The 23,149-nt window shown below is 70.9% G+C and carries 22 protein-coding genes and 1 riboswitch; of the genes, 6 read left to right on the plus strand and 16 right to left on the minus strand.

Annotated elements, in window-relative coordinates; all coding sequences use genetic code 11:
* The 4 genes from AOK11_RS30630 to AOK11_RS40875 form a co-directional block, all read right to left on the minus strand.
* Window positions 1-430, minus strand: a 430-nt coding sequence (locus tag AOK11_RS30630) for an EamA family transporter (protein ID WP_157869484.1), incomplete at its 3' end; no start/stop codon positions are given.
* A gap of 251 nt (window positions 431-681) precedes the next feature.
* Window positions 682-1,695 (minus strand): EamA family transporter, encoded by a 1,014-nt coding sequence (locus AOK11_RS30635; protein WP_055596951.1) that lies wholly within the window; start codon window positions 1,693-1,695, stop codon window positions 682-684.
* A 164-nt stretch (window positions 1,696-1,859) separates the two neighbouring features.
* A complete protein-coding gene (locus AOK11_RS30640) occupies window positions 1,860-2,399 on the minus strand; it encodes a Clp protease N-terminal domain-containing protein (RefSeq protein WP_055596968.1) in 540 nt (179 codons plus the stop codon).
* A gap of 309 nt (window positions 2,400-2,708) precedes the next feature.
* A complete protein-coding gene (locus AOK11_RS40875) occupies window positions 2,709-3,341 on the minus strand; it encodes a PadR family transcriptional regulator (RefSeq protein ID WP_079035189.1) in 633 nt (210 codons plus the stop codon).
* Between the two features lie 197 nt (window positions 3,342-3,538).
* On the opposite strand from AOK11_RS40875, the gene AOK11_RS30655 reads away from it, so the two are divergent.
* Both AOK11_RS30655 and AOK11_RS30660 read left to right on the plus strand, forming a co-directional pair.
* Complete coding sequence (locus tag AOK11_RS30655; protein ID WP_055596954.1) at window positions 3,539-3,970, plus strand: VOC family protein; 432 nt, start codon at window positions 3,539-3,541, stop codon at window positions 3,968-3,970.
* A gap of 90 nt (window positions 3,971-4,060) precedes the next feature.
* On the plus strand, window positions 4,061-4,924 hold the full coding sequence (locus AOK11_RS30660; RefSeq protein WP_055596955.1) for a PhzF family phenazine biosynthesis protein: 864 nt from the start codon (window positions 4,061-4,063) through the stop codon (window positions 4,922-4,924).
* 62 nt (window positions 4,925-4,986) lie between these two features.
* Here the strand turns inward: AOK11_RS30660 and AOK11_RS30665 are convergent, their stop codons facing one another.
* Together AOK11_RS30665 and AOK11_RS30670 are read right to left on the minus strand one after the other, a co-directional pair.
* Window positions 4,987-5,784, minus strand: coding sequence for a CPBP family intramembrane glutamic endopeptidase (locus AOK11_RS30665; RefSeq protein WP_055596956.1), 798 nt, complete (start codon window positions 5,782-5,784; stop codon window positions 4,987-4,989).
* 195 nt (window positions 5,785-5,979) lie between these two features.
* Window positions 5,980-7,497 (minus strand): glutamate-cysteine ligase family protein, encoded by a 1,518-nt coding sequence (locus AOK11_RS30670; RefSeq protein WP_055596957.1) that lies wholly within the window; start codon window positions 7,495-7,497, stop codon window positions 5,980-5,982.
* A 567-nt stretch (window positions 7,498-8,064) separates the two neighbouring features.
* Here AOK11_RS30670 and AOK11_RS30675 point away from each other — a divergent pair.
* Window positions 8,065-8,649: a hypothetical protein gene (locus tag AOK11_RS30675; protein WP_055596958.1), complete on the plus strand. Its 585-nt coding sequence runs from the start codon at window positions 8,065-8,067 to the stop codon at window positions 8,647-8,649.
* Between the two features lie 443 nt (window positions 8,650-9,092).
* The gene (locus tag AOK11_RS30680; protein ID WP_055596959.1) at window positions 9,093-9,299 is read left to right on the plus strand and encodes a DUF5999 family protein; all 207 of its coding nucleotides are present in this window, start codon (window positions 9,093-9,095) and stop codon (window positions 9,297-9,299) included.
* Window positions 9,300-9,422: 123 nt separating this feature from the next.
* Here the strand turns inward: AOK11_RS30680 and AOK11_RS30685 are convergent, their stop codons facing one another.
* The 3 genes from AOK11_RS30685 to AOK11_RS30695 all read right to left on the minus strand — a co-directional run bounded on the left by AOK11_RS30685 (window position 9,423) and on the right by AOK11_RS30695 (window position 12,661).
* Complete coding sequence (locus tag AOK11_RS30685; protein WP_240497553.1) at window positions 9,423-10,187, minus strand: carbohydrate ABC transporter permease; 765 nt, start codon at window positions 10,185-10,187, stop codon at window positions 9,423-9,425.
* Between the two features lie 176 nt (window positions 10,188-10,363).
* On the minus strand, window positions 10,364-11,362 hold the full coding sequence (locus AOK11_RS30690) for a carbohydrate ABC transporter permease (protein ID WP_055596960.1): 999 nt from the start codon (window positions 11,360-11,362) through the stop codon (window positions 10,364-10,366).
* A gap of 6 nt (window positions 11,363-11,368) precedes the next feature.
* On the minus strand, window positions 11,369-12,661 hold the full coding sequence (locus AOK11_RS30695) for an extracellular solute-binding protein (protein WP_055596961.1): 1,293 nt from the start codon (window positions 12,659-12,661) through the stop codon (window positions 11,369-11,371).
* A gap of 490 nt (window positions 12,662-13,151) precedes the next feature.
* Here AOK11_RS30695 and AOK11_RS30700 point away from each other — a divergent pair, with 490 nt between their 5' ends.
* Window positions 13,152-13,547, plus strand: coding sequence for a TOBE domain-containing protein (locus AOK11_RS30700; protein ID WP_055596962.1), 396 nt, complete (start codon window positions 13,152-13,154; stop codon window positions 13,545-13,547).
* A gap of 206 nt (window positions 13,548-13,753) precedes the next feature.
* Here AOK11_RS30700 and gcvP read toward each other — a convergent pair whose 3' ends face one another.
* Window positions 13,754-16,639 carry an aminomethyl-transferring glycine dehydrogenase gene (gcvP, locus tag AOK11_RS30705; protein WP_055596963.1) on the minus strand — a complete coding sequence of 962 codons (2,886 nt, stop codon included), beginning with the start codon at window positions 16,637-16,639 and terminating at the stop codon, window positions 13,754-13,756.
* A gap of 171 nt (window positions 16,640-16,810) precedes the next feature.
* A riboswitch (glycine riboswitch) is annotated at window positions 16,811-16,907 on the minus strand.
* Window positions 16,908-17,018: 111 nt separating this feature from the next.
* Between gcvP and AOK11_RS30710 the strand changes: the two genes are divergently transcribed.
* Window positions 17,019-17,393, plus strand: a complete 375-nt coding sequence (locus AOK11_RS30710; protein WP_055596964.1) for a PRC-barrel domain-containing protein — start codon at window positions 17,019-17,021, stop codon at window positions 17,391-17,393.
* A gap of 5 nt (window positions 17,394-17,398) precedes the next feature.
* On the opposite strand, the gene AOK11_RS30715 is transcribed toward AOK11_RS30710, so the two are convergent.
* From AOK11_RS30715 to AOK11_RS30740, 6 genes are all read right to left on the minus strand, one after another.
* Window positions 17,399-18,931, minus strand: a complete 1,533-nt coding sequence (locus AOK11_RS30715) for a DNA polymerase IV (RefSeq protein WP_079035190.1) — start codon at window positions 18,929-18,931, stop codon at window positions 17,399-17,401.
* A gap of 89 nt (window positions 18,932-19,020) precedes the next feature.
* The gene (locus tag AOK11_RS30720; protein WP_079035191.1) at window positions 19,021-19,707 is read right to left on the minus strand and encodes a MerR family transcriptional regulator; all 687 of its coding nucleotides are present in this window, start codon (window positions 19,705-19,707) and stop codon (window positions 19,021-19,023) included.
* A 217-nt stretch (window positions 19,708-19,924) separates the two neighbouring features.
* On the minus strand, window positions 19,925-20,398 hold the full coding sequence (locus AOK11_RS30725) for a bifunctional nuclease family protein (protein WP_003988851.1): 474 nt from the start codon (window positions 20,396-20,398) through the stop codon (window positions 19,925-19,927).
* Between the two features lie 77 nt (window positions 20,399-20,475).
* Complete coding sequence (ftsR, locus tag AOK11_RS30730) at window positions 20,476-21,219, minus strand: transcriptional regulator FtsR (protein ID WP_055596966.1); 744 nt, start codon at window positions 21,217-21,219, stop codon at window positions 20,476-20,478.
* A gap of 46 nt (window positions 21,220-21,265) precedes the next feature.
* Window positions 21,266-22,084 (minus strand): FHA domain-containing protein, encoded by an 819-nt coding sequence (locus AOK11_RS30735; RefSeq protein ID WP_079035192.1) that lies wholly within the window; start codon window positions 22,082-22,084, stop codon window positions 21,266-21,268.
* A 190-nt stretch (window positions 22,085-22,274) separates the two neighbouring features.
* The coding region (locus AOK11_RS30740) for a DUF881 domain-containing protein (protein WP_055596970.1) at window positions 22,275-23,149 on the minus strand (875 nt) is incomplete at its 5' end.

Raw genomic sequence — 23,149 nt, forward strand, 5'->3', positions numbered from 1 at the left:
GCGCCCCCACGACGGCGGCGGCCCCGCCCCGGCCGAGCCGCTCCCCCAGGAACAGTCGCGCGCCGAGCGCGATCAGCACGGGTCCGGCGCCGAGGGTGACGACGGTGGCCACGGCGAGTCCCGTGGCGGCGACGGCCGCGAAGTAGGCCGTCTGGAACACGGCGAGCCCCACCCCGGTGGCCACGGCCCGCCGCACCCGGGGACCCGGCGCCTCGGTCACCACGGTCCGGGCGCGCGGCACCAGCATCCGGGCGCCGAGCAGCAGCGCCAGGCCGGTCGCGCAGCGCCAGAAGGAAAGGGCTATCGGCCCCATGTCACTGGTCCGGTAGACCAGTGACGCGGCGGCGCCCGCGGTGCCCCAGGCGGCGCCGGCGACGATCAGATAGAGCAGGCCTCGCCCGACGGGCAGGCCGGAGACGGTGTTCGACACGTTTTCTCTCCGCAGATACACACAGATACGCGCGCGTACGCACCCCTCGCAGAAGTGCCTGCGCTGCGCGAAAGGCCGGATGGAGGCCCCGGATCAGAGCCGGATCGAACCGGTCCCGCGGGGCCCGCGGACTGCGTCTGCGGGCAGCACCACGACACCCGGCGGCAGCGCGCCGGGCGCGGGGAGCTCAGGGCCCGCCTCAGACGGCGGGCGGCGGAAGAACAAGTGCACGCGCATGCATGATCAGCACCCTAGATCGACGTTCCCCGCGTGGACAACTCTCTTTCGGCTCCCCCGCTCGCCACCGGGCGGTCGGGGCTCTTGGCCGGCGCCGAGGACTGGGCGATGAACGCGCCCGCCAGCACCACCGCGCCGCCGATGATCTGCGGCGCCGACAGGTGCTCGCCGAGCAGGACCCAGGCCAGCACCGTGGCGATGACCGCTTCGAGGCAGGCCACCACCCCGGCGACCTGCGGCGAGAGCCTGCGCACGGAGAGCACTCCGGTGCCGTACGCGGCGACCGTGGCGACGAGGACGATCCAGGCGAGCAGCACGAAGGCCGCGACCGGTGTGCCGTCCATGCGCGCGCTGCCGGTGAGCACCGACCAGTCCATGGACCAGGGGCGGGCGACGACGGTGAGGACGGCGGCGCCCACGAGCAGACCGTAGGCGATCACACCGAGCGGGTCCGGCGCCCGGTCGCCGTGGTCGCTGCCCTGGTCGGAGAGGACGAAGTAGCCGACCTGGCAGCATGCGGCGCCGAGCGCGAGCAGCAGTCCGACGACGTCGAAGCCGAGGCCGGACCACACCTCCACGACACAGGCCAGTCCGCCCACCGCCAGCACCACACCGACCGCCGCCGCCCGGGTCACCGGCCGCCGCTGCACGAACCGCACCCAGCCGAGGACGAGCGCGGGCGCCAGGTACTCGACGAGCAGCGCGACGCCGACGGGGATACGGGAAATGGCGGCGAAGTAGAAGGCCTGGACCCCGGCGACGGCGAACAGCCCGAACCCGGCCAGCAGCGCCGGATGGCTGCGCAGGAGAGCCCGGTGGCGCACGGCCAGCGGCAGCATGACCACGGCCGCACCCGCCACCCTCAGCCACACGACGTGCAGCGGGTCCAGGCCCGCCTCGATCAGCGGCTTGGCGGCGACTCCCGATCCGCCGAAGGCCACCGCGGACAGGAGCGCGAGACCGAGCCCGACGCCCTTCCCACGGGTGCTCCGGGCGTTCCGAGTGCTGGCAGAGGTAGACACCGGCACATGATGTCAGGCGTCGACAGGAGCGTCACCCCCCATGACACCTGTCTCATGGGCTGGACGGCTGGACACGATGGTCCGGCGGCAGGAGGGAACCGCCGCCCGGCGGAGAGCCCGCCCGGCGGAAAGCCGCCCGGCCCTCACCCCGCTCTCAGCCCCTCGGCCTCTCAGCAAGCGGGGTCGCCGGCCCATGCCTCGAGCCGGGCGGACAGGTCACGGAAGTCGATGGCGGCGTGCTCGAGCACCTCCACCGCCCGCGCCTGCGGGTCCGCGATGATCGCCGCGAGCAGGTCCACGCCGCGCGCGGGCCCGCCATGACGTGCGGCGCGTTCGCGGGCGTACTCCAGACCGGCCGCCGCCAGCGGCGAGAACCCGGCGGCCCGCGCCACCACCGGGGCGGATCCGGAGTCCTCGACGGCGCTCTGCCAGCGCAGGCCGTAGCCGATGCTGCGCTGGACCAGGTAGCCGAGCAGCCGGGCGGTCCGCGACTCCTCCCCGAGGACCGCGCGCACCTCGGCGTCGGACTCCAGCAGCGAGTGCAGCAGATGGGCGGTGTCGATCTGGCGGTCCGCGTCCCTGACCGCCCTGCGGCGGGCACCGCCGACCACCGCCGCCAGCTCCACACTGAGTCCGGCACCGTGTTCCGCGCGGTGAACGCCCTGCTCCTGGGCCTTGCCGGCCGACGGCCGGGGGATACGGTGTTGCACGTCTCCCACCACATCAGCCCCGCGGGTCCGTGGCATCCCCGGCGGGGAGCATCTTCCTGTCCCACAGGAAGTGGACACGTCGGTCCGCAATCTCCTCCTTGGGAAGGAGAATCAGCCCCGCTTCCCCTCGGGGCACACCCGCCACCGCAGCTCGAGCCGAAGAGACGGCCGCCTGGTCGAGGTCGGCGCGGAGGCACGCAGACACGCAGACACGACGGTGCCCCGTGGATCACTCCACGGGACACCACGTGCACACCGGCCGGCCACCCGGTACCTCAGGCACCCGGGCTCAGCCTTCAGTCCCCACCCTCAGTCGTCGTTGGCGAGGATGAGATACAGCTTCTTGCGGGCTTCGTTGACGACGGCGAGCGCCTTCTCGCGCTGCTCCTTGCTGCCGGTCTTCCAGACCTGCCCGAAGGCCTCCATCAGGCCGAACCCGGCCTGCCGGATCTCGCTCAGCGCCTCCCAGTCGACCCCGCGGGAGGCCTCCTCCCAAGGCGCCTCGGGACCTTCCTCGGCCGCCGTGCGACCGGTGTCGGTGAGTGCGAACAGCTTCTTGCCGCCCTCGGACTCACTGACGATCAGCCCCTCGTCCTCCAACAGCTGGAGGGTGGGGTACACCGAGCCGGGGCTGGGCTTCCACGCTCCGCCGCTGCGCTCGGCGATCTCCTGGATCATCTCGTAGCCGTGCATCGGCCGGTCCTTCAACAGGGCGAGGATCGATGCCCGTACGTCACCGCGCCGCGCCCTTCCCCTGGGCCCGCCGCGCCCTCGTCCGCCCCAGGGACCGTGCCCGAAGCCCGGACCGAAGCCGGGGCCCCCGGGGCCGCCCGGCCCGCCGGGGCCGAAGGGCCCGAATGCGGCCCGCAGCCTGTCGAAGTCGCCCCGGCCGCCCCTCGGACCACCGTGACCATGTCCATGCTCGAAACCATGGGTACGCATCGCAGCCACTCTCCATTCCATCGTTGACCTGTCGCGATACCTCAACGATATATCGGAAAGGTGGTGTCGACAACCCCTGCCGTCACGGCGACCGCTCTGTCCCGTGGCTACGCGGAGCGCGGAGTGGGAACCGTCGGCGGGGCGGGAACCGGCGGCGACACGGCCGGCGGCGTCGGGATCCCTGAGAGGATCGGCGCATGGCCGACTCGCCTCTGCGCATCAACGCCCTCGTCGTCGACGCCACCGACCCCGAGCGGCTCGCCGCGTTCTGGTCCGAGCTGCTCGGCCGCCCGGTCGTGGGCCGCACGGGGCCCTACGTGTGGATACGGCGCGAGAACGGCCTGGGTCTGGGTTTCCAGCAGACCGGCGAGCCCAAGTCGGGCAAGAACCGCATGCACTTCGACATCACCTCACCCGACCCGGCTGCGGAGCAGCGGCGGGTAGAGGCGCTCGGCGGGCGTCGGCCGGCGGAGTACGCGGACGGCGGTTTCCTGGTGATGGCCGACCCGGAGGGCAATGAGTTCTGCATCATCCCCGAGGGCCCCTTCGAACTCGACGACGAGGGGCGGGCGAACTACCTCGCCCCACCGACGCCACCCCCTGGGTCCGAGGCCGCCCCGACTCCTTGACGGCCGGCCACCGGATCAGCGCCGGAATCCGGTCCGGTGTCTTCGGATTGGCCTTGGCCCGCGGCTTTGTCCACGCCCTACCGTCGGGGGATGCGCATTCGAATCGTCGACGCCTTCACCGACCGGCCCTTCGCCGGCAACCCGGCCGGAGTCCTGCTCCTGGACACGGACACGTTCCCGGACGACGGCTGGCTCCAGAACGTCGCCCTGGAGGTCAACCACGCCGAGACCGCCTTCGCGCACCCGCTGCCCGGGAGCGGGGACGCCGACTGGGCGCTGCGCTGGTTCACTCCCGTCGCCGAGGTCGCCATGTGCGGCCACGCGACCCTCGCCACCGCCCACGTCCTGCACACCACGGGCTCCCACGAGGGCCCCGTCCGGTTCGCCACCCGCAGTGGCGTCCTCGTCGCGACGCCGGCCGAGGACGGTTCCGTGACCCTGGACTTCCCCACGGCCCCGCTCACCCCCCTCACCCTTCCCGAAGGGTTCGCCGAGACGCTGGGAGCCGAGCCGCTCACGGCCTTCGACACCGGTCCGAACGTCGGCGACCTGCTGGTCGAGGTCTCCGACGAGCGGACGGTCCACGCCCTGCGGCCCGATCTCAAGGCCCTCGGCGCCCACTCCGCGCGCGGCGTCATCGCCACCGCCCGCGCGGAAAACCCGTCCCTGGGATACGACTTCGTTTCCCGCTGCTTCTTTCCGAACGTCGGCATCGACGAGGACCCCGTCACCGGCAGCGCTCACACCGCGCTGGCCCCCTACTGGTCCGAACGCCTGGGCCGCACCGCCCTCACCGGCCTCCAGGCCTCACCCCGCTCGGGCCGCGTCCGTACGGAACTGCGCGGCGAGCGCACCCTGCTGGGCGGCCGGGCGGTGACCGTCATCGAAGGCGAGCTGCAGAGTGCCGCACTGCCGAGCGGCGGGGCCATGAAACACGACGGACCGGCGGGCTGAGCCGGACCCGGGGACGAAAAGGGGGCGTACGGCACCACCGCACGCCCCCTTCCCGAATCGGTTCACGCGGTAGGCAGCCAGCCCACCTTGCCCGCGAGCAGCGCGTACCCCACGAACGCCCCGATGTCGAGCAGCGTGTGCGCGACCACCAGCGGCCCCACCCTGCCCCAGCGGCGGTAGAGGTGGACGAACACCACGCCCATGACCATGTTGCCGATGAAGCCGCCGATGCCCTGGTAGAGGTGGTACGAGCCGCGCAGTAACGAACTGGTCGCCATCGCGGCGCCCGGCGACCAGCCCAACTGCTCGAGCCGGCGCAGCAGATAGGCGAGGACGATGACCTCTTCGAGAATCGAGTTCTGCATCGCCGAGAGGATCAGTACCGGGAACTTCCACCACACCTCGGGCAGCGCCTCGGGCACCACGGTGAGGTTGAAGCCGAGGCCGCGCATGGCCAGGTAGAAGGCGATGCCGCTGCTGCCGATGGCCGCCGCGACCGCCGCCCCGCGGCCGAGGTCGGACCAGGGCCGGGTGCGGTCGAAGCCGAGGGTGCGCAGTCCCGCGCCCTCGCGGATCAGGAAGTGGGCGACCAGCGCGACGGGGACCAGCGCGCTGGTGATTCCGAAGAGCTGCCAGGCCAGGTCGAGCCAGGGACGGCCCGGTGCCGCCGAGCCGTTCAGAGTGGCCGCCTGGTCCTTCAGGCCGCCCGGCCGGGTGACCGAGCCGACGAAACTGATCAGCGCGGACACCGCGCTCGCACCGAGTGACACCGCGAGCACGAGCAGCGTCTCGTCGCGGAGCGTCTTCCGCGTGAGCCGCCGAGGATACGCATCGGCCTCCGGGCCCGCCTCCGCCTGCACACCTGCCTCCACATCACCGATCCGTCCGATCGGTTCAGTATGAAGGCACCGGTCGAGGGCCCGACGGGCGGTCCACACCCGGTGGCGCCGCACCCGGTGGCCCCGTGCCCTTCCGCGGCCGGCCGTGCCGTCGGCGGTCCTCGGGCGGCCCTCCTTCCGGCTGTCCGGGGCGCGTCCGCCCGCCCGCTCGGAGGGTCAGCCCGCGGGCACCGGCTCCGGCAGCCCGACGGGCCAGGCGTGCACCGGCTCGCCCCGCAGCATCAGATCACGGTAGCGCCGGGTGGTGGCCGCCAGCGCCGCCTCCCGGGACAGGCCCCCGTCCAGTGCCCGGTGGAAGGTCGCGGCCTGCCAGCTCGCGCCGTTCTGCCGGCGCCGGCAGCGTTCCTCGATCACGCCGAGGTACAGGTCCCGGTCCGCGGGTTCGATGCCCCACGCGTCCAGTCCCGCCTCGGCCAGCGGCAGCAGTTCGTCGCGTACGAGGGTGACCGCGTCCACCTCGGCCGTGCCCCCGTAACGCCCGCGCCGGGGCCAGGTGAAGCGGGCGTCGATGCCGTGCTTGCAGGCGGCGTCGAAGTTGGCGGCGGCGGCCTCGAAGGGCAGTCGGGTCCACACGGGACGGCTGTCCTCCGCGAGGGCACGGACGAGGCCGTAGTAGAACGCCGCGTTGGCGACCACGTCGACGACGGTGGGCCCGGCGGGCAGGACCCGGTTCTCCACCCGTAGGTGGGGCACGCCGTCGGCGACGTCGTAGACCGGGCGGTTCCAGCGGTAGACCGTGCCGTTGTGCAGGACGAGTTCCGCGAGCGAGGGGATGCCGCCCCGGTCCAGCACGTCGAGCGGATCCTCGTCGTCGCAGATCGGCAGGAGTGCGGGGTAGTAGCGCAGATTCTCCTCGAAGAGGTCGAACGCCGAGCCGACCCAGCGCTCACCGAACCAGGTGCGCGGCCGCACCCCCTGGGCCTGGAGCTCGGGCGGACGGGTGTCGGTGGACTGCTGGAACAGCGGCGGCCGGGACTCGCGCCACAGCTCACGTCCGAAGAGGAAGGGTGAGTTGGCGCCGACGGCGATCTGGGCGGCGGCGACCGTCTGGGCCGCGTTCCACACGTCGGCGAAGCGGGCCGGGGTGACCTGGAGGTGCAGCTGCACCGAGGTGCAGGCGGCCTCCGGCGCGATGGACTTGGAGGTACAGCGGAGGCGTTCCACCCCCTCGATGTCGAGTCTGAAGTCCTCCCCGCGGGCGGCCACGATCTGCTCGTTGAGCAGGGTGTAGCGGTCGACGGCAGAGAGGTTCGAGGAGACCAGGTCGTCGCGGTCCAGCGTCGGCAGAATGCCGATCATCACGATTCCTGCGTCCACCTCGGCGGCTTTCCGGTCCGCGTACGCGAGGGAGGTGCGCAGTTCCTCGGCGAGCCGGTCGAATACCCGATCGTCCAAACGGTGTGGGGCTATGTTGACCTCCAGGTTGAACATGGCGAGTTCTGTTTGGAAGTCGCGGCTCGCAATCCGCTCGAGGACTTGCCCATTCAACATTTTGGGCATCCCGTCGGTACCCGTGAGATTCAATTCGATCTCCAGCCCCATGAGGTTCCTGGGGCGGTCGAACCGCTTCTCCGCCAGGAGTCGCTCCAAACCCGTCAGACACCTGCGGAGCTTGTCGCGGTAGCGCTGGCGATCGGACAGGTCGAACCCGCCTGCCACGACCTTCTCCCCCATCGAAGCCTCCCTCCTTCTCTGACGGGCGGCTCGGTGACCGGCCGCCGGGTCCCGGTCCACAGGGGAGGATGCCCAGCGGATGCGATTGATAACGCCCCGAAGTGACCTGTCGGCCGCTACGCTGATCGAAGGTGACCAGTGGCACATTCACGCGGCATGGCCGGCACATGATCGGCAGCGCACGTTACAAGGCGACGGCGAACTCGTGAAAAACGCCGACGACAATAGGCCTACCACTGCGCGGCCATTTATCGAGGTCATCGCCTTATAGCTGGCCGAGAATCGGGATAATTCCCCCGTTTCATCGTCCAGAAGTACCCTTGTTCCGCGGGTCGAAAAAGGCTAGCCGAAACATACTCCGAACACGCGTCGTATAAACTCCATGGACAAGGCAGAAGGTTGGCGCCCACGGTCGAGTGATCCAGCCGACGAGGTGACGTGCGGCACTCCTCACCCCCCACCTCTCGTACTCAGACCCCCGGCCCCTGCCTTCCGGCCTCCGCGAGCTGACAGCGCCGTCCGCCCCGCCCTCGCGTCACCGTGCCTTCGAATGAGAGGCGACCCACCATGCCCCTGCATGTCCCCCCGGCTCCCGCGCCCGCACTGCGTTCCGTCCTGACCGCACTGTCCTCCCCCACCGCGGTCAGCGAGGCCCGAACTCCCTCCCTCCTCGGTGCCGAGGGGACCGCTTCACCCGAACTGCCACTGCCCGTGCACGTCCTGGACCGGGTCACCACCGAGGGCGTGTCCGCGACGCGCCTGACCGGCTGGCGCTTCCTGATCCGCTGCGGCGACCAGGCAGTGGCCGCGGCGGACACCGTACTCACCCCCGACGGCTGGACCTTCTCCCGCTTCTTCGAGGGCCCCTACATCGCCTCCACCGAACTGGCCCTGCGCCAGGCCGAGGCCCTGCCGCAGCCGTACCAGCCCCGGCTGCTGTCGGTACCCGGCCTCTACATGCTGGCCCTCTGGCTGCACGGCGACCGCACCGCGGACGGCGCCACCGGCCATCCGGCAGCCACCGACCTGCTCGTCCCGCTCGCCCCGGCACCGCCCGGCATCGCGGCCCACCGCCCGTACCGGGCCGCCGAACTCCTCCCGGTGCTGACCCACCGGGTCACGCCCGACCGGCTGCTCGGCTCGCCCGCCTGACGTCTCTCACCTCTCGCGAGCCCTCTTTCCGCGCCCTTGCCCCTCCCGCGCCTCCTTCTCCCGCACCTCGCTCTTCCGTGCACCGCCGCCGGACCGCCGGCGGCGGTGCACGCCCTCGCCGGAACCACGAGGAAGTCCGACGTGGCCTGGGCACCGGAGCAACCGGAGCCCCGGACCGGACTAGCCTCATCCGGCCATGCGGAACCACCCGAAGTGACAGGGCAGTTGAGCTGAACCGTCCACCAGGGTGACGCGTCATCAATCTGTGAAGGGCGGTGCCGCGAAATCCCTGCGGATCGCCGCCCGAGGGGCAACACTTGATTTCCGACCGGCCTGTCTCGACGGGCCCATCACCACGGGGGGCGGCCATGAACGAAGCTTCACGCCGCGGAACTGAAACGACAGCCAGCCCACAGGTCACGCCAGAGCGAAAGATCCCATCCATGTGCCAGCACCAGTCACCCTGCCCCGCAGCCGATTCCGCCGACCGGGAGTCCGCCCGCCTCGTGGCGCACCACCCGGAGCAGGGCTGGAGCCTGCTGTGCAACGGTGTCGTGCTCTTCGAGGACACCGGTGAACTCCTGCCCGACGGCAGGTGCATCGCCCCGCAGCGCTCCCGGGGCGCCATCCAGGTGATGACCACCGCCTAGTTTTGCCGGGCGGAGCGGAGCCCGCCCACGGAACACCAGGGGCCGGACCGCGGGACTCCCGCGACCCGGCCCCGACGCGTATCCAGGCCTGTCACACTCCGTCACGTACCGGGCGCGTGTGCGTCACCCCTTGGTCGCGCCCGCGGTCAGGCCGCCGACGAGCTGGCGCTCGGCGACCGAGTAGAAGGCGAGCGCGGGAACCATGGCCAGGACGAGGTAGGCGAAGACACGCGCGGTGTCCGCGGAGTACTGGCCCTGGAACTGCTGGACGCCTATGGGGATGGTCCACCAGGTGTCGTCGGTGAACACCAGCAGCGGCAGGAAGAAGTTGTTCCAGCTGGTGACCACCGCGAGCACCGAGACGGTGCCCAGCGCGGGCCGCGCCATCGGCAGCAGCACCCGCCAGAAGAAGCCGAACGGGCTGCAGCCGTCGAGCGTGGCCGCCTCCTCCAGCTCCCCCGGGATCTGCCGGAAGAATCCGCGCAGGATGATGATCGTCATCGGTAGGCCGAAGGCGGCCTGCGGGAGGATCACGCCGAGCGGGTTGTCCAGCAGGTTCATGGAACGCAGCAGCAGGAACAGCGGCAGCGCGGCCACCGCGAACGGGAACATCAGCCCCATCGTGAACAGCGTGAACAGCACCTCCCGTCCCCGGAAGGCGAACCGGGCGAAGGAGAACGCCGCCAGCGCGGACACCGCGACCACGATCAGGGCCGTGGCGGTCGCGATCAGTGTGCTGTTGCCGACCAGCCGCCAGAAGTCGCCGGAAACGAGGATGCCGGTGTAGTTGGCGCCCACCCACGGGTCGGGCAGCCCGACGGGGTTGCCGGAGAGCTGGTCGGTGGACTTGAACCCGGACAGCACGGCGTACAGCAGGGGCACGGCCATCACCGCGCCGACGGCGATCAGGACGAGATGCAACGGCAGGGTCCGGAGAGAACGCCGGCGCGGGGGCCGGGGCACGGCCCCGGTTCCGGAACCGGCCCCGGGCTCGCTCGCGGACGCGGCCGGGGGCACCGGCGCGGACACGGACGTGCCGAGGCCGGCCCGCTTCTGAGGGAGCCTCATTTTCCGCCTCCGCGCATGGTCGTGGTCGCCCCTTCGAGGTCCCGGCGCAGCACGAAACGCTGGTAGGCGAGGGCGAAGACGAGACTGATGCCGAACATGACCACACTGATCGCGCTGGCGTAGCCGACCTGGTAGCGCTTGAAGCCGTACTGGAACATGGTCACGGCCATGGTCTCGGAGTGGTGGTCGGGACCGCCCTGGGTGATCACCCACACCAGGTCGAACAGCTGGATGGCGCCGATCACCGACAGGAAGATGCTGATGCGCAGGGTGGGGGCCAGCAGCGGCAGGGTGACGTTGCGGAAGCGTTGCCAGGGGCCCGCGCCGTCGATCAGCGCAGCTTCGGTCAGTTCCTTGGGGATGGACTGGAGTCCGGCCAGGTGGAGCATCATGTGGAAGCCGAAGTACTTCCAGGTCATGACCAGGAAGAGGGTCGCCATCACCATGTCGGGATCGGCGAACCATTCCCCGCCGAGGCCCTCGAGCCCCACCTTGCCCAGGAGTTCGTCGGCGAGCCCTTCACCAGGGGCGAAGATCATCGCGAACAGCACGCCGGTGATGGCCTCGGACAGTACGTACGGGGCGAAGAACAGCATGCGGTAGACGGCCCGGCCGCGTACGCGCTGGTTCAGCGCCACGGCCAGCGCCAGCGCGAACGGCAGCTGGAGGACGAGCGACAGGGCGACCAGCAGGAAGCAGCGCCACAGGTCGCCCAGGAACACGGGGTCCTGGAACAGCCGGACGAAGTTGTCGCCGCCGACGAAGTCGGACGGCATGCCGAAGCCGCCCCACCGGAAGAAGGCGGCGTACACGGCGAACAGGATCGGCAGCAGCACCAGGACGCCGAACAGCACCAGCGCGGGCACCTGGAAGCCGACCGCGGTGAGCCAGTGCCGCGCGCGGCGGCGTCGGCGTCCGCGCGCGGCACTGGTGGGCGGGGGCGAGAGATCGGTCTCGGGGCCGGTCCTCTTGTCCGGAAGGAACGTGGAGGCCATCGTCGGCTACTGCTCTTCCTTCGCCGTCTTCGTGATGGACTCGGCGACCTGGCCGGGGGACTTGGAGCCGGCGATGAGAGCGCCGACGGAGGTGTTGATCTCCTGGCCGAGAGCGGGGGCGTAGGCCTGGTCGAGGTAGAGCTGGAAGCCGGTGGTGCCCTTGAGCTGTTTCTGCACGGCCTGGAGGTTGGCGTCGGTCAGCGCCGCCTCGGCGGCCGGAACGACGGGCAGCACCCCGGTCTCCTTGACCAGTTCACGGTCCGTCGCCTCGGAGGCGAAGAACTCCAGGAAGTCGACCGCGGCCTGCGGCGCGCCCCGGCGCAGCGCGTGTCCGCCGCCCCCGCCGAACACCTCGGTGATGGTGCCCTTGCCACCCTCGACGGCCGGGAACGGGAAGAAGCCGAGATCGTCGCCGAGACCCTTGCCCGCGTCGGCCTCGACGACGGGAGCCCACTGGCCCATCAGTTCCATGGCCGCCTTGCCGTTGCCGACCGCGGCGGCCTGGCCGGTGGGAGTGGAGTAGGAGGCGCCGAGGAAGCCCTTCTGGAACGGTTCCAGGTCGACGAGTGCCGTGAGGTGCTCTCCGGCCCGGACGAAGTCGGGGCCGGAGAAGTCGTTGTCCGCGTCGGCCTTCGCGAGGGCTTCGATACCGGCGGTGCGCATCGCGAGGTACGCCCAGTAGTACATGCCGGTCCAGGTCTCCTTGCCCGCCAGGGCGATCGGCGTGACCTCGGCGGCCTTCAGCTTGCTCACCGCGTCCAGGAACCCGCTCCACGTGGTCGGGGGCTCGGCGATCCCGGCCTTCTTGAAGAGCGCCTTGTTGTACCAGAAACCGACCATGCCGATGTCGAACGGGATGCCGTACAGCTTGCCGTCGAGGAGGTAGGGCTCCTTGGCGACCGGCAGCAGACCGTCGGCGAACGCCTTGGTGGAGCCGGTGAGGTCCTCGACGAGCCCCGCGTCGACCTGCTGCTCGAGTACGCCGCCGCCCCAGGTGTGGAAGATGTCCGGCAGCTTCCCGGAGGCGGTCAGCGCGGTCATCTTGGACTTGTAGGCGTCGTTCTCGAGCTGCACGATCTTTATCTTGACCGTGGGGTTCTGCTTTTCGAACTTCCGGGCGAGAGCGGCCCAGACGTCCTTCGTCGGCTGGGTGGTGGAGATGTTCCACCACTCGATCGTGGTCGTCCCCGACGACCCTCCGTCCGAGTCGCCGCCGCACGCGCTCAGTGCCGTGATGCCCAGGCCGGCCGCGGCGGAGGCCGCCAGGAAGCCGCGACGGGACAGTGCCGGGTCGCCCATGTCATGCGCTCCTTGGAGTCAGGGGCGGACATCTCCACACCCACTCACTGGTTCGAAAGTTTCGGAATAGATTCAGAAACATGCGCTGTTGCCGCACCCTAGAGACAGCCGACAAACGGTGGCAACCCCTTGTACACGGTGAATTCGCCTCCGGCCCGCGCCGCGCGCACCGAGGCGGCCGTCCACCGGGGCCGGACCGAGCTTTCCCGTCGCCCTCCGGAGGGCGACGCTCCCGCCCGTGGGCCGGTCCGTTGCGCCCTCGCCGCCGCCACCGGCCCTCCGGACCACGGTTCTTCAGGAGGTCCGGTTCGAAGCGGCCCATCAGTGCGCGGCGACGATCCCCAAGACGCCGAGCGGCGCCGCATCATTTCCGCCGCGGCATACAAAACTTTCGAATTATCCGGCGAACCTTACGGTCGAGGGTGCGGAACCACTCACCCTCATCGCCCCCGCGCCGCCCGGCCCCGCCGCCCGCCCTATCGTGATCGGCATGCAGTCCTACACGATCGGCCAGGCAGCGCGGCTGCTCGGCGTCAGCCCGGACACCGCTCGCCGCTGGGCGGACGCGGGCCGGGTCACCACCCACCGCGACGAAGGAGGACGGCGGCTCATCGACGGGCGGGACCTGGCCGCGTTCTCGGTGGACCTCGCGAAGGCCGGCACGGCCGAGGAGGGCACGCCGTACACCTCGGCGCGCAACGCCTTTCCCGGCATCGTCACGGCGATCAAGCTCGGCGACGTGGCCGCCCAGGTCGAGATCCAGGCGGGCCCGCACCGACTGGTCTCGCTGCTGACCCGCGAGGCCGTCGAGGAGCTCGGGCTGGAGGTCGGCATGGAGGCCACGGCGCGGGTGAAATCGACAAACGTCCATATCGACCGCGTCTGACGCACGGAAACGGCCCTGCCCAGGCCCTGGGCCCGGGCCCCGCAGGGCAGGCGGGGTACGACGAAGGGCTCCGCCCCGGCCGCACGGCCGAAGCGGAGCCCTTCCACTCCTCGGTACAGGTCCCGGGACCTGTACCGGTACCGGTCGTTGCTCCTCGGTCGCCGGTCCCGGTCGTCGGTACCGGTCCCGTGGGATCGCCCGGCGCGTCAGTCCTCGTACGCCTCCAGCGGCGGGCAGGAGCACACCAGGTTGCGGTCGCCGAAGGCCTGGTCGACGCGGCGCACCGGCGGCCAGTACTTGTCGGCGGCACTCACGCCGGTCGGGAAGACGGCTTCCTGACGGCTGTACGCGTGCTTCCACTCCCCACCGAGCGCGGCGGCGGTGTGCGGGGCGTTGCGCAAGGGGTTGTCGTCCGCGGGCCACTCGCCGGAGCCGACCTTCTCGATCTCCGCGCGAATCGCGATCATCGTCTCGCAGAACCGGTCGAGTTCGGCCAGGTCCTCGGACTCGGTCGGCTCGATCATCAGCGTCCCGGCCACCGGGAACGACATCGTCGGCGCGTGGAAGCCGTAGTCGATCAGCCGCTTGGCCACGTCGTCCACGCTCACACCGGTCGCCTTGGTCAGGGGGCGCAGGTCGATGATGCACTCGTGCGCGACCAGCCCGCCGGGACCGGTGTACAGCACGGGGTAGTGCGGCTCGAGGCGCTTGGCGATGTAGTTGGCGCTGAGTACCGCCACCTGGGTGGCCCGCTTGAGCCCCTCGCCGCCCATCAGCCGGACGTACGCCCACGAGATGGGCAGGATCCCCGCCGAGCCCCACGGCGCCGCCGAGATGGGCCCGATCCCGGTCTCCGGCCCGGCCTCGGGCTGCAGCGGGTGGTTCGGCAGGTACGGCGCCAGGTGCGCCCGCACGCCGACCGGGCCGACGCCGGGACCGCCGCCGCCGTGCGGGATGCAGAAGGTCTTGTGCAGGTTCAGGTGCGAGACGTCCCCGCCGAAGTGTCCGGGCTTGGCCAGCCCGACCAGCGCGTTGAGGTTCGCGCCGTCCACGTACACCTGGCCGCCGGCCTCGTGCACGGCCGCGCAGATGTCGGCGACGTGCTCCTCGAACACCCCGTGCGTCGAGGGGTAGGTGATCATCAGCACCGACAGCTCGTCGCGGTACCGCTCGATCTTCGCGCGCAGGTCGTCGACGTCGACCTCGCCGTCCTCGGCCGTCTTCACGACGACGACCTTCATGCCGGCCATGACGGCGCTGGCGGCGTTGGTGCCGTGCGCGGAGGACGGGATGAGGCAGACGGTGCGCTGGTCGTCGCCGTTGGCCCGGTGGTAGCCGCGGACGGCGAGCAGCCCGGCCAGTTCGCCCTGGGAGCCCGCGTTGGGCTGGAGGCTCACCTTGTCGTAGCCGGTGACCTCCGCGAGCCGGTCCTCCAGCTCGTGGATGAGCGTGAGGTAGCCCTGGGCCTGTCCGGCCGGCGCGAAGGGGTGCAGCTGCCCGAACTCGGGCCAGGTGATGGGCTCCATCTCCGCGGTCGCGTTGAGCTTCATGGTGCAGGAGCCCAGCGGGATCATGCCGCGGTCCAGCGCGTAGTCGCGGTCGGCGAGCCTGCGCAGGTAGCGCAGCATCGCGGTCTCGGAGCGGTGCTGGTGGAAGACGGGGTGCGTCAGGTACTCGTCGGCGCGCAGCAGGGCGTCCGGGAGGGTGTTCCGCGCGGCCGCGTCCAGGGATTCGACGTCTCCCTCGACACCGAAGGCGCTCCACACGGCGGCGAGCCGGTCGCGCGTGGTGGTCTCGTCGCAGGCGATCGAGACGAGGTCGGCGTCGACGAGGTGCAGGTTGACGCCGTTGTCCCGCGCGGCGGCCACGACCTCGGCGGCCCGCCCCGGGACCCGGACGGTCAGCGTGTCGAAGTAGGAACCGTGGACGATCTCCACGCCGCCGGCCCGGAGCCCTTCGGCGAGGACGGTCGCGTAGCGGTGGGTGCGCCACGCGATCGTCCTCAGCCCCTCGGGGCCGTGGTAGACGGCGTACATGCCGGCCATGACGGCGAGCAGCACCTGGGCGGTACAGATGTTGCTGGTGGCCTTCTCGCGGCGGATGTGCTGCTCGCGGGTCTGGAGCGCGAGCCGGTAGGCCCTGTTCCCGTCCGCGTCGACGGAGACGCCGACGAGCCGGCCGGGCAGGCTGCGCGCCATCTTCTCCTGCACGGCCATGTATCCGGCGTGCGGTCCGCCGAAGCCCATCGGTACGCCGAAGCGCTGCGTCGTGCCGACCGCGATGTCCGCGCCGAGTTCGCCGGGGGACGTCAGCAGCGTGAGGGCGAGCAGATCGGCGGCGACGGTGACGAGCGCGCCCAGCTCGTGCGCCCGGTCGATCACCGGCTTGATGTCGCGTACGGCACCGGAGGCGCCCGGGTACTGGATCAGCACGCCGTTGATCTCACGCTCGGCGACCTCGGCGGGGATGCCCTCGCTCAGGTCGGCGACGACGACCTCGACGCCGGCCGGCTCGGCTCGGGTCCGGATGACGGCGACGGTCTGGGGCAGCGCGTCCGCGTCGACCAGGAACAGGCCCTTCTTGTTCCTGCCCATGCGGCGCGACAGCGCCATCGCCTCGGCGGCCGCGGTGCCCTCGTCGAGCAGGGAGGCACCGGAGGTCGGGAGGCCGGTGAGCTCGGCGACCATGGTCTGGAAGTTCAGCAGCGCCTCGAGCCGCCCCTGCGAGATCTCGGGCTGGTACGGCGTGTAGGCCGTGTACCAGGCGGGATTCTCCATGACGTTCCGCAGGATGACGGGCGGTGTGAAGGTCCCGTAGTACCCCAGCCCGATCATGGAGCCGAGCACCTCGTTGCGGTCGGCCAGCGACTGCAGCTCGGCCAGCACCTCGGGCTCGGTCCGGGCGCCCGGCAGGTCCAGCGCGTCGGCGTTCTTGATCACATCCGGGACCGCGGCGGCCGTCAGCTCGTCGAGCGAGCCGTAGCCGACCTGCGCGAGCATCTTGGCGCGGGCCTCGTGGTCGGGGCCGATGTGACGCTGCTCGAAGGGCGTTCCCTGTTCGAGCTCGGAGAGGGGAATGCGATGGGCGGTCATGTGCGGAGGCCTCCTGGTCCGACGACCTTCGAGGGGCACCACGGCGGGTGCCCGGACGGCCTCCCCCTCTGTCATCTCAACCTGAGAGCTTCACCGGCCGCCCGGGGCGGCCGGCTTTCACCGTCGGTGAGAGCGGGAGCCGTCGACACCCGCTCTGCTTTCCAGAGTGACCTCGTCCATGCGGTACGTGGGCCTGAGAGATTCCGGGGAGGATTTGCTCCTTCGGCGCCCTCCGATGGTGCAAAGAGGGCTCTCCCGCACGGGGTCAGCAGCCGCTGCCAGGGTACCAGCGAGGGCAAGACCCGGACTTTCGAGTGGCCGCCCCGCCGATTGTGCCGTTTTGTAGTGCTGACGAATCCTTGCGACCCGTGGAGGGCCCGTGCAGACCGACATCGATCCGCGCAACCTGATCGGCCGCAAGGCGTTCGACCGCAACGGCAACCGGATCGGCACGATCGACGAGGTCTACCTCGACGACGCCACCGGCGTGCCGGAGTGGGCGGCGATACGCACCGGCCTGTTCAGCAGGGACGCCTTCGTCCCCCTGGAGCCGAGCGAGCTGATCGACGGCGGCCTCCACATCCCCTTCGAACGCGCTCTGATCAAGGACGCCCCCGACTTCGGTGTGGGCCGCCACCTCTCCCCGGAGCAGGAACTCCAGCTCTACCACCACTACGGCCTGGACACGGCCCCTCCGGCCCCGCTCCCGGACCACGACTTCGGCAGGCTCGCCGGCAGGGACGACTCCGCCTGACGACGTCACCCGCGGCGCACCCGAGCCACCGCCCCCGTACCGGCCCTTGAACCCTGGCTGCCCCGGGCGGCCCGGCCGTCCTGGGCAGCCCGGGCGTCGCCGTCGGCCCCGCCGTGGGCGCCCTCACCGCCCCGGCCGTCACCGTCCTGACCGTTCTCGCCGCTCGGGTCTCTCCCGCCGTCCTCGCTGTCCCCAGGTCCTCGCTCCACCAACGGCAGCGGATCCGCGGGTTGCAGGGCCCGGTCGTCGGTCCGGAAGGTCCTCACCCGCCCCGGCGCCGACCCGGGCGTCTCGAACCGCACCGTGACCCGCCCGAGGCCGCTGCCCTGGACCCACCCATGGCCGTACTCGCCGTGCCTTACGTCGTGCCCGGCCGGCCAGCGCCGCTCGGCGCCCGCCTGTTGCCGTTCTTCCACCGGCACTGCCGCCTCCGCTTCCTCGCCCGGCGGCTCCTTGTCCGGCTCCCCCGCCGCCTGCGCGAACAGGTCCTCCTGCGTGTAGTCGGCGAGCCCGCTGACCCCCACGCCCAGCAGCCGCACGCCGCCCGTCGTGTCGACCGAGTCCAGCAGCCGCGCCGCCGCCTCACGCACCACCGCCGGATCGTCCGTGGGCCCCCGCAGGGTCTCGGAGCGAGTGAGCGTCGAGAAGTCGTACCGCCGCACCTTCAGCACGATGGTCCGTCCCGACAGCCCCGCTGCCCTCAGCCGGCGCACACAGCGGTCCGCGAGGCGCTGTACCTCCACCCCGACCCGCACCCGGTCGTGGATGTCCACGTCGTAGGTGTCCTCGACCGACACCGACTTCGTCTCCCGCTCGGCCACCACGGACCGATCGTCCTTCGCCAGGGACATGGCGTGCAGGGCGTGTCCGTGTGCCTTGCCGAGCAGGCGTACCAGCTCGTCCTCTCCCGCCTCGGCGAGGTCCCCGACCGTGTGGATGCCGACCCGCCGCAGGTGGTCGCCGGTGGCCGGTCCGACACCCGGCAGTGTCCGGACCGACAGCGGCGCCAGCAGGGCCCGCTCGGTCCCCGGCTCGATCAGCACCAGCCCGTCCGGCTTGGCCTGCTCCGAGGCGATCTTCGCCAGCATCTTGGAGGCCGCCAGCCCCACCGATCCGGTGAGTCCCGTGACCGCCCGTATGTCCGCGCGCAGCTTCGCGCCGGCCAGCCGGGCGGACCGCTCGTCCCAGGCCGCCCCTCCGGCCTCCAGATCCACGAACGCCTCGTCCAGGCTCAACGGTTCCACCAGGGGCGACAGCGCCCGCAGCAGCTCCATCACCTGGCCGCTGATCGACCGGTAGAACGCGAAGCGGGGAACGAGATACGCCGCGTTCGGCGCGAGCCGCCGCGCCTGCGCCATGGGCAGTGCTGAACGGACACCGAAGACCCGGGCCTCGTACGAGGCGGTGGCGACCACACCGCGCGGCCCGAGCCCGCCCACGATCACGGCCTTCCCGCGCAGGCTCGGCTTGGACGCCTGCTCCACCGAGGCGAAGAAGGCGTCCATGTCGAGATGCAGGACTGTGGGCGCGGATCTCACATCCCCGATGCTGCCCTACGCCACTGACAATGCCCCGCCGGGCGTGCCGCCGCCCCGGACAGCGCAGACCGCCCGGCAGCGCAGACCGCTCAGACGGCGCGGTTGCGCCGCCTCGCCAGCTCGTCCGCCGGGTTGGGGCCGATCAGCGTCTCCCCGGTGTCGACGCGCTCCCCGTGCAACTGCGACAGCGCGCTCTCGACGTCCCGCCACACCACGCCCACGGCGATCCCGAAGATCCCCTGGCCGCCCTGGAGCAGGGCATGGACCTCGTCCGGCGTGCCGCACTCGTAGACCGTGGCGCCGTCACTCATCAGCGTCATGCGCTCCAGGTCGCGGAAGCCCCCCTCCCGCAGGTGCTGGACGGTGGTACGGATGTTCTGCAGTGAGACACCGGTGTCCAGGAACCGCTTGACGATCTTCAGGACGACGACGTCCCGGAAGCTGTACAGCCGCTGTGTCCCCGAGCCATGGGCGGGCCGCACACTCGGCTCGACCAACCCCGTGCGGGCCCAGTAGTCCAGTTGCCGGTAGGTGATGCCGGCGGCCGCGCAGGCCGTCGGGCCCCGGTAGCCGATCTCCTCGGACGCCATGGACGTCGCCGCCCCTCCGCTGCTCGGCACGGCCGCCGGTCGCTGCGGAGCAGGATCGGCCGCGCTGCCGTGATGGGCATACGCCCCGCTCGCGCGGAGCTGAGAGCCTGGGGGAGGGTACGGACCGCTCACCCCGAGACCATGTCCGGGGGCACCCCCAGCCGTACCGTCGCCGGTGCTTCTCACGCCGACCTCCGTCCTTGACCTGCCTCCTCGACGGTAGGCAGTCACCAAGGGTGCGTCAACGATCGCCACACTCGGCACGCCGAGTGATAATCACCCTAAGAGTGGTTTCTCGTGCCCCACCGCGGGGAAAGGCTAGCCGAATGCCCTCCGCGCGGGCCGCGCGAGGCTCTCACGCACCGCGGTTCCGAGCCGCATTCGGCGGGACGGCCGACGCCCCTCACTGGCTGCTGGAGCCGAAATCCTCCGGCGAGATCTGGTCGAGGAACTCGCGGAACTTCTCCACCTCGTCCTCCTGCTCGTCCGGGATGGCGATCCCCGCGTCGTCGAGCACCGTGTCGCTGCCATAGATCGGCGTACCCGTACGCAGTGCCAGCGCTATGGCGTCGGACGGCCGGGCACTCACCTCGACCCCGCTGGCGAAGACCAGCTCCGCGTAGAAGACACCCTCGCGCAGGTCCGTGATGCGCACTTCCGTGAGCTCCTGGCCGACGGCTTCCAGAACGTCCTTGAAGAGGTCGTGGGTCAGCGGGCGCGCGGGAGCCATGCCCTGCTGGGCGAAGGCGATGGCCGTCGCCTCCCCCGGACCGATCCAGATGGGGAGGTACCGGTCGCCTCCCACTTCACGCAGCAGCACGATCGGTTGGTTCGAGGGCATTTCGACCCGGACACCTACGACATCGAGCTCGTTCACACAGTAACCCTAGGCCGTGCCCGGGACGTTTGGGTAGTCGGGCCTGGATCGGGCGGCCGATCCGGGCCCTTCTCGCCTCAGGGCAGCCGCACCCCGAGCGCCGCGCTCACCAGCGCGGCGTGCAACTTCACCGTGAGACCGGCGAGCTCCTTCGTACGCGCCTCCGCGTGCGCCCTGGTCTGCGGGTTGCGGTGCCGTTTGAGCGGGGCGACGACCTGGTCGACCAGCCCGGCCTCCCGGTCGGCGGCGGCCTTCATCGCCCTCAGATGCCGCGGCTCGATCCCGAACCGCCCCAGCTCGGTGAGGAGGCCGGCGACGGTGACCGCCTCGGCGTCGTACACCTCGTCCTCGACCGGCGCGAGCAGCCCGTACGACTCCCACTCCGCGAGCTGCTGCTGGTCGACGCCGGCCGCCGCCAGCAACTGCGCCCTCCCGATCCGGGCCACCGTCGCGGGCGGGTCGGCGGACGGCTCGGGGCCGGTTTCCCCGTCCCGCGGCCGGGCCAGTGCCGGAAGCGGGAGGGCCTCGCCGCGCTCCATGGCGTCCAGGTGCTCGCGGATCACCTTGAGCGGCAGATAGTGGTCCCGCTGCATCCTCAGGACATGGCCGAGACGCTCCACGTCCCCAGCGCTGAACTTGCGGTACCCCGAGGGGGTCCGCTGCGGCTCGATGAGCCCCTCCGACTCCAGGAAGCGGATCTTGGAGATGGTGACTTCGGGGAATTCCTCGCGCAGCACGTTCAGCACCGTGCCGATACTCATCAGTCCAGTTTCCGCGGCGGCGGTACCGTGCCCGGCACCGCCGCTCGGTGTATGAAGCATGGACCTTCCCTGGGGTCAGGGTGTCCCGGACGGAGTCCGGGGAGGGTCAGTAGCCCCGCTGGCTCGCGTAGAAGACCAGCCGGTACTTGCCGATCTGCACCTCGTCACCGTTCGACAGACCGACCTGGTCGATCCGCTCGCGGTTGACGTACGTGCCGTTCAGGCTGCCCACGTCGGCCACTGTGAACGAACCGTCCTGGCTGCGGCGGAACTCCACGTGCCGACGGGAGACCGTCACGTCGTCCAGGAAGATGTCGCTCTGCGGGTGGCGTCCGGCCGTGGTCAGATCGCCGTCCAGCAGAAAGCGGCTGCCCGAGTTCGGCCCGCGGCGCACGACCAGGAGCGCGGACCCCATCGGCAGCGCGTCGACGGCCGCCTGCGCCTCCGGGGACAGCGTCGGCACCTGCGTCTGGCCGGTGACCTCGGCGTCGTACGCCTCGAGACCGGAGATGGAGATGGTGGACGTCGTCTCGGAGGGACGCTCCGGGACGGCTCCGGGCCTGAGCGGGGCTCCACAGTTCGAACAGAAACGGCTGTTCTCCGCGTTGCGGTTACCGCACCTCGTGCACACCAAGGCCGACATGGACGGATCCTCCTGCCCACCGGGGGCCTGGGACGCGTACGGGGCGGAGAACCCTCCACCCGTACCTGAGGTTGACGGTTGCCCGAAACCTATGCCGCTCGACTGCGCAGGGTCAACCGACGGCGCGCCCTGGCCTCCCGCAACGTTCTCACCCGGACCGCCGACCTGATCCCGGTACAGCGGACGCGGTGCCTCCGCGTCGGGCTGTGCGCGATGACGAGCGGTCGCATTGTCGCGGCCTTCTCGCGCGCTCTTGCCGAACAACTTCCCAAACAACTTCACGGGCGATTCCCCTTGACCTCAACAGACCCGCCCGTGGGGCAGGACGAACCCTGACTGAACACACTGGCCGACCCGGACATCCTCACAACGTCCGTATCCACCAGACAGTTTCCACCACGCACCACCCATTCGGTGCGCCGACCCCCCGCAACCTCTTGCTCCCGCCGGTCGCCCTCCATGCACCCCCGGTTCACTGCGAGGACGACCGAGCGTAGCCAGGCTGCTTCGCCGACCGCAAGGCATCCACGACGATCTTGGTCGATCGCTCCACCGAGGCGGTGGCCTGTTCCTTCTCGAGAGTCTGCACCACTCCTCCAGGGATGTTGAGCGCCGGCTCGAGGTCCTGCGGCTTGCCGATGACCTTGAAACGATAGGGGGCGGTGATCTTGTTCCCGTCGACGCTCACTCCGTCGCCGGAATCCGACAGGTAGGTGCCCGCCACGACCCGTACGCCGTTCACCTGAATGGCCTCGGCGCCGGCCGCGCGCAGTTCCTGGACCGCGTCGAGCAGCATGTTCGACTCGACCATCCCCTTCGGGTCCTCGACGACCAACGTGATGCCGGGGCCCTGTGCAGCCACCGTGCCCGCCAGGATGCCGAGTTGGCGTTCCCTCTCGAGCGTCTGCCGGCGAGCCTCCTCGGCCTGGTCCGAGCTGTTCTCGAGCTCGTCGCGCTGCTCCTCGAGTCCTTGCTTCTCGTCCTCAAGACGCTCTGTGCGGTCATCGAGTTCATCGAGGATGCGGACGAGATCCTCCTGGCGTGCGCCGCGCAGGGCACTGTCGCCCTCGCTGTTCGAGGCCACCTGGACGGCCAGTCCGAAGCCCAGGCCGAACAGCAGGAGAGCGACGATGAGTTGGGCCCGGGTGATCCGTGGCGGCCACAGGCCTTTCACCAGCCGCTGCCGTCCGGACAGATCGGATCCCAGCCGCTCCGGTGGCGTCTCCTCCTCCGTGGACGCGGAGGAGGCGCTCGCGGGCACCTCGTCGGGCACTTCCTTCCGGAAGCCGTCACCGGCTGCCGCGGCGGGATGCGGCGCGGGAGCGGGGGTCGGTGCCGGGGCCTGTC

It is taken from the genome of Streptomyces hirsutus (assembly GCF_001418415.1).
Taxonomy (GTDB): domain Bacteria; phylum Actinomycetota; class Actinomycetes; order Streptomycetales; family Streptomycetaceae; genus Streptomyces; species Streptomyces hirsutus.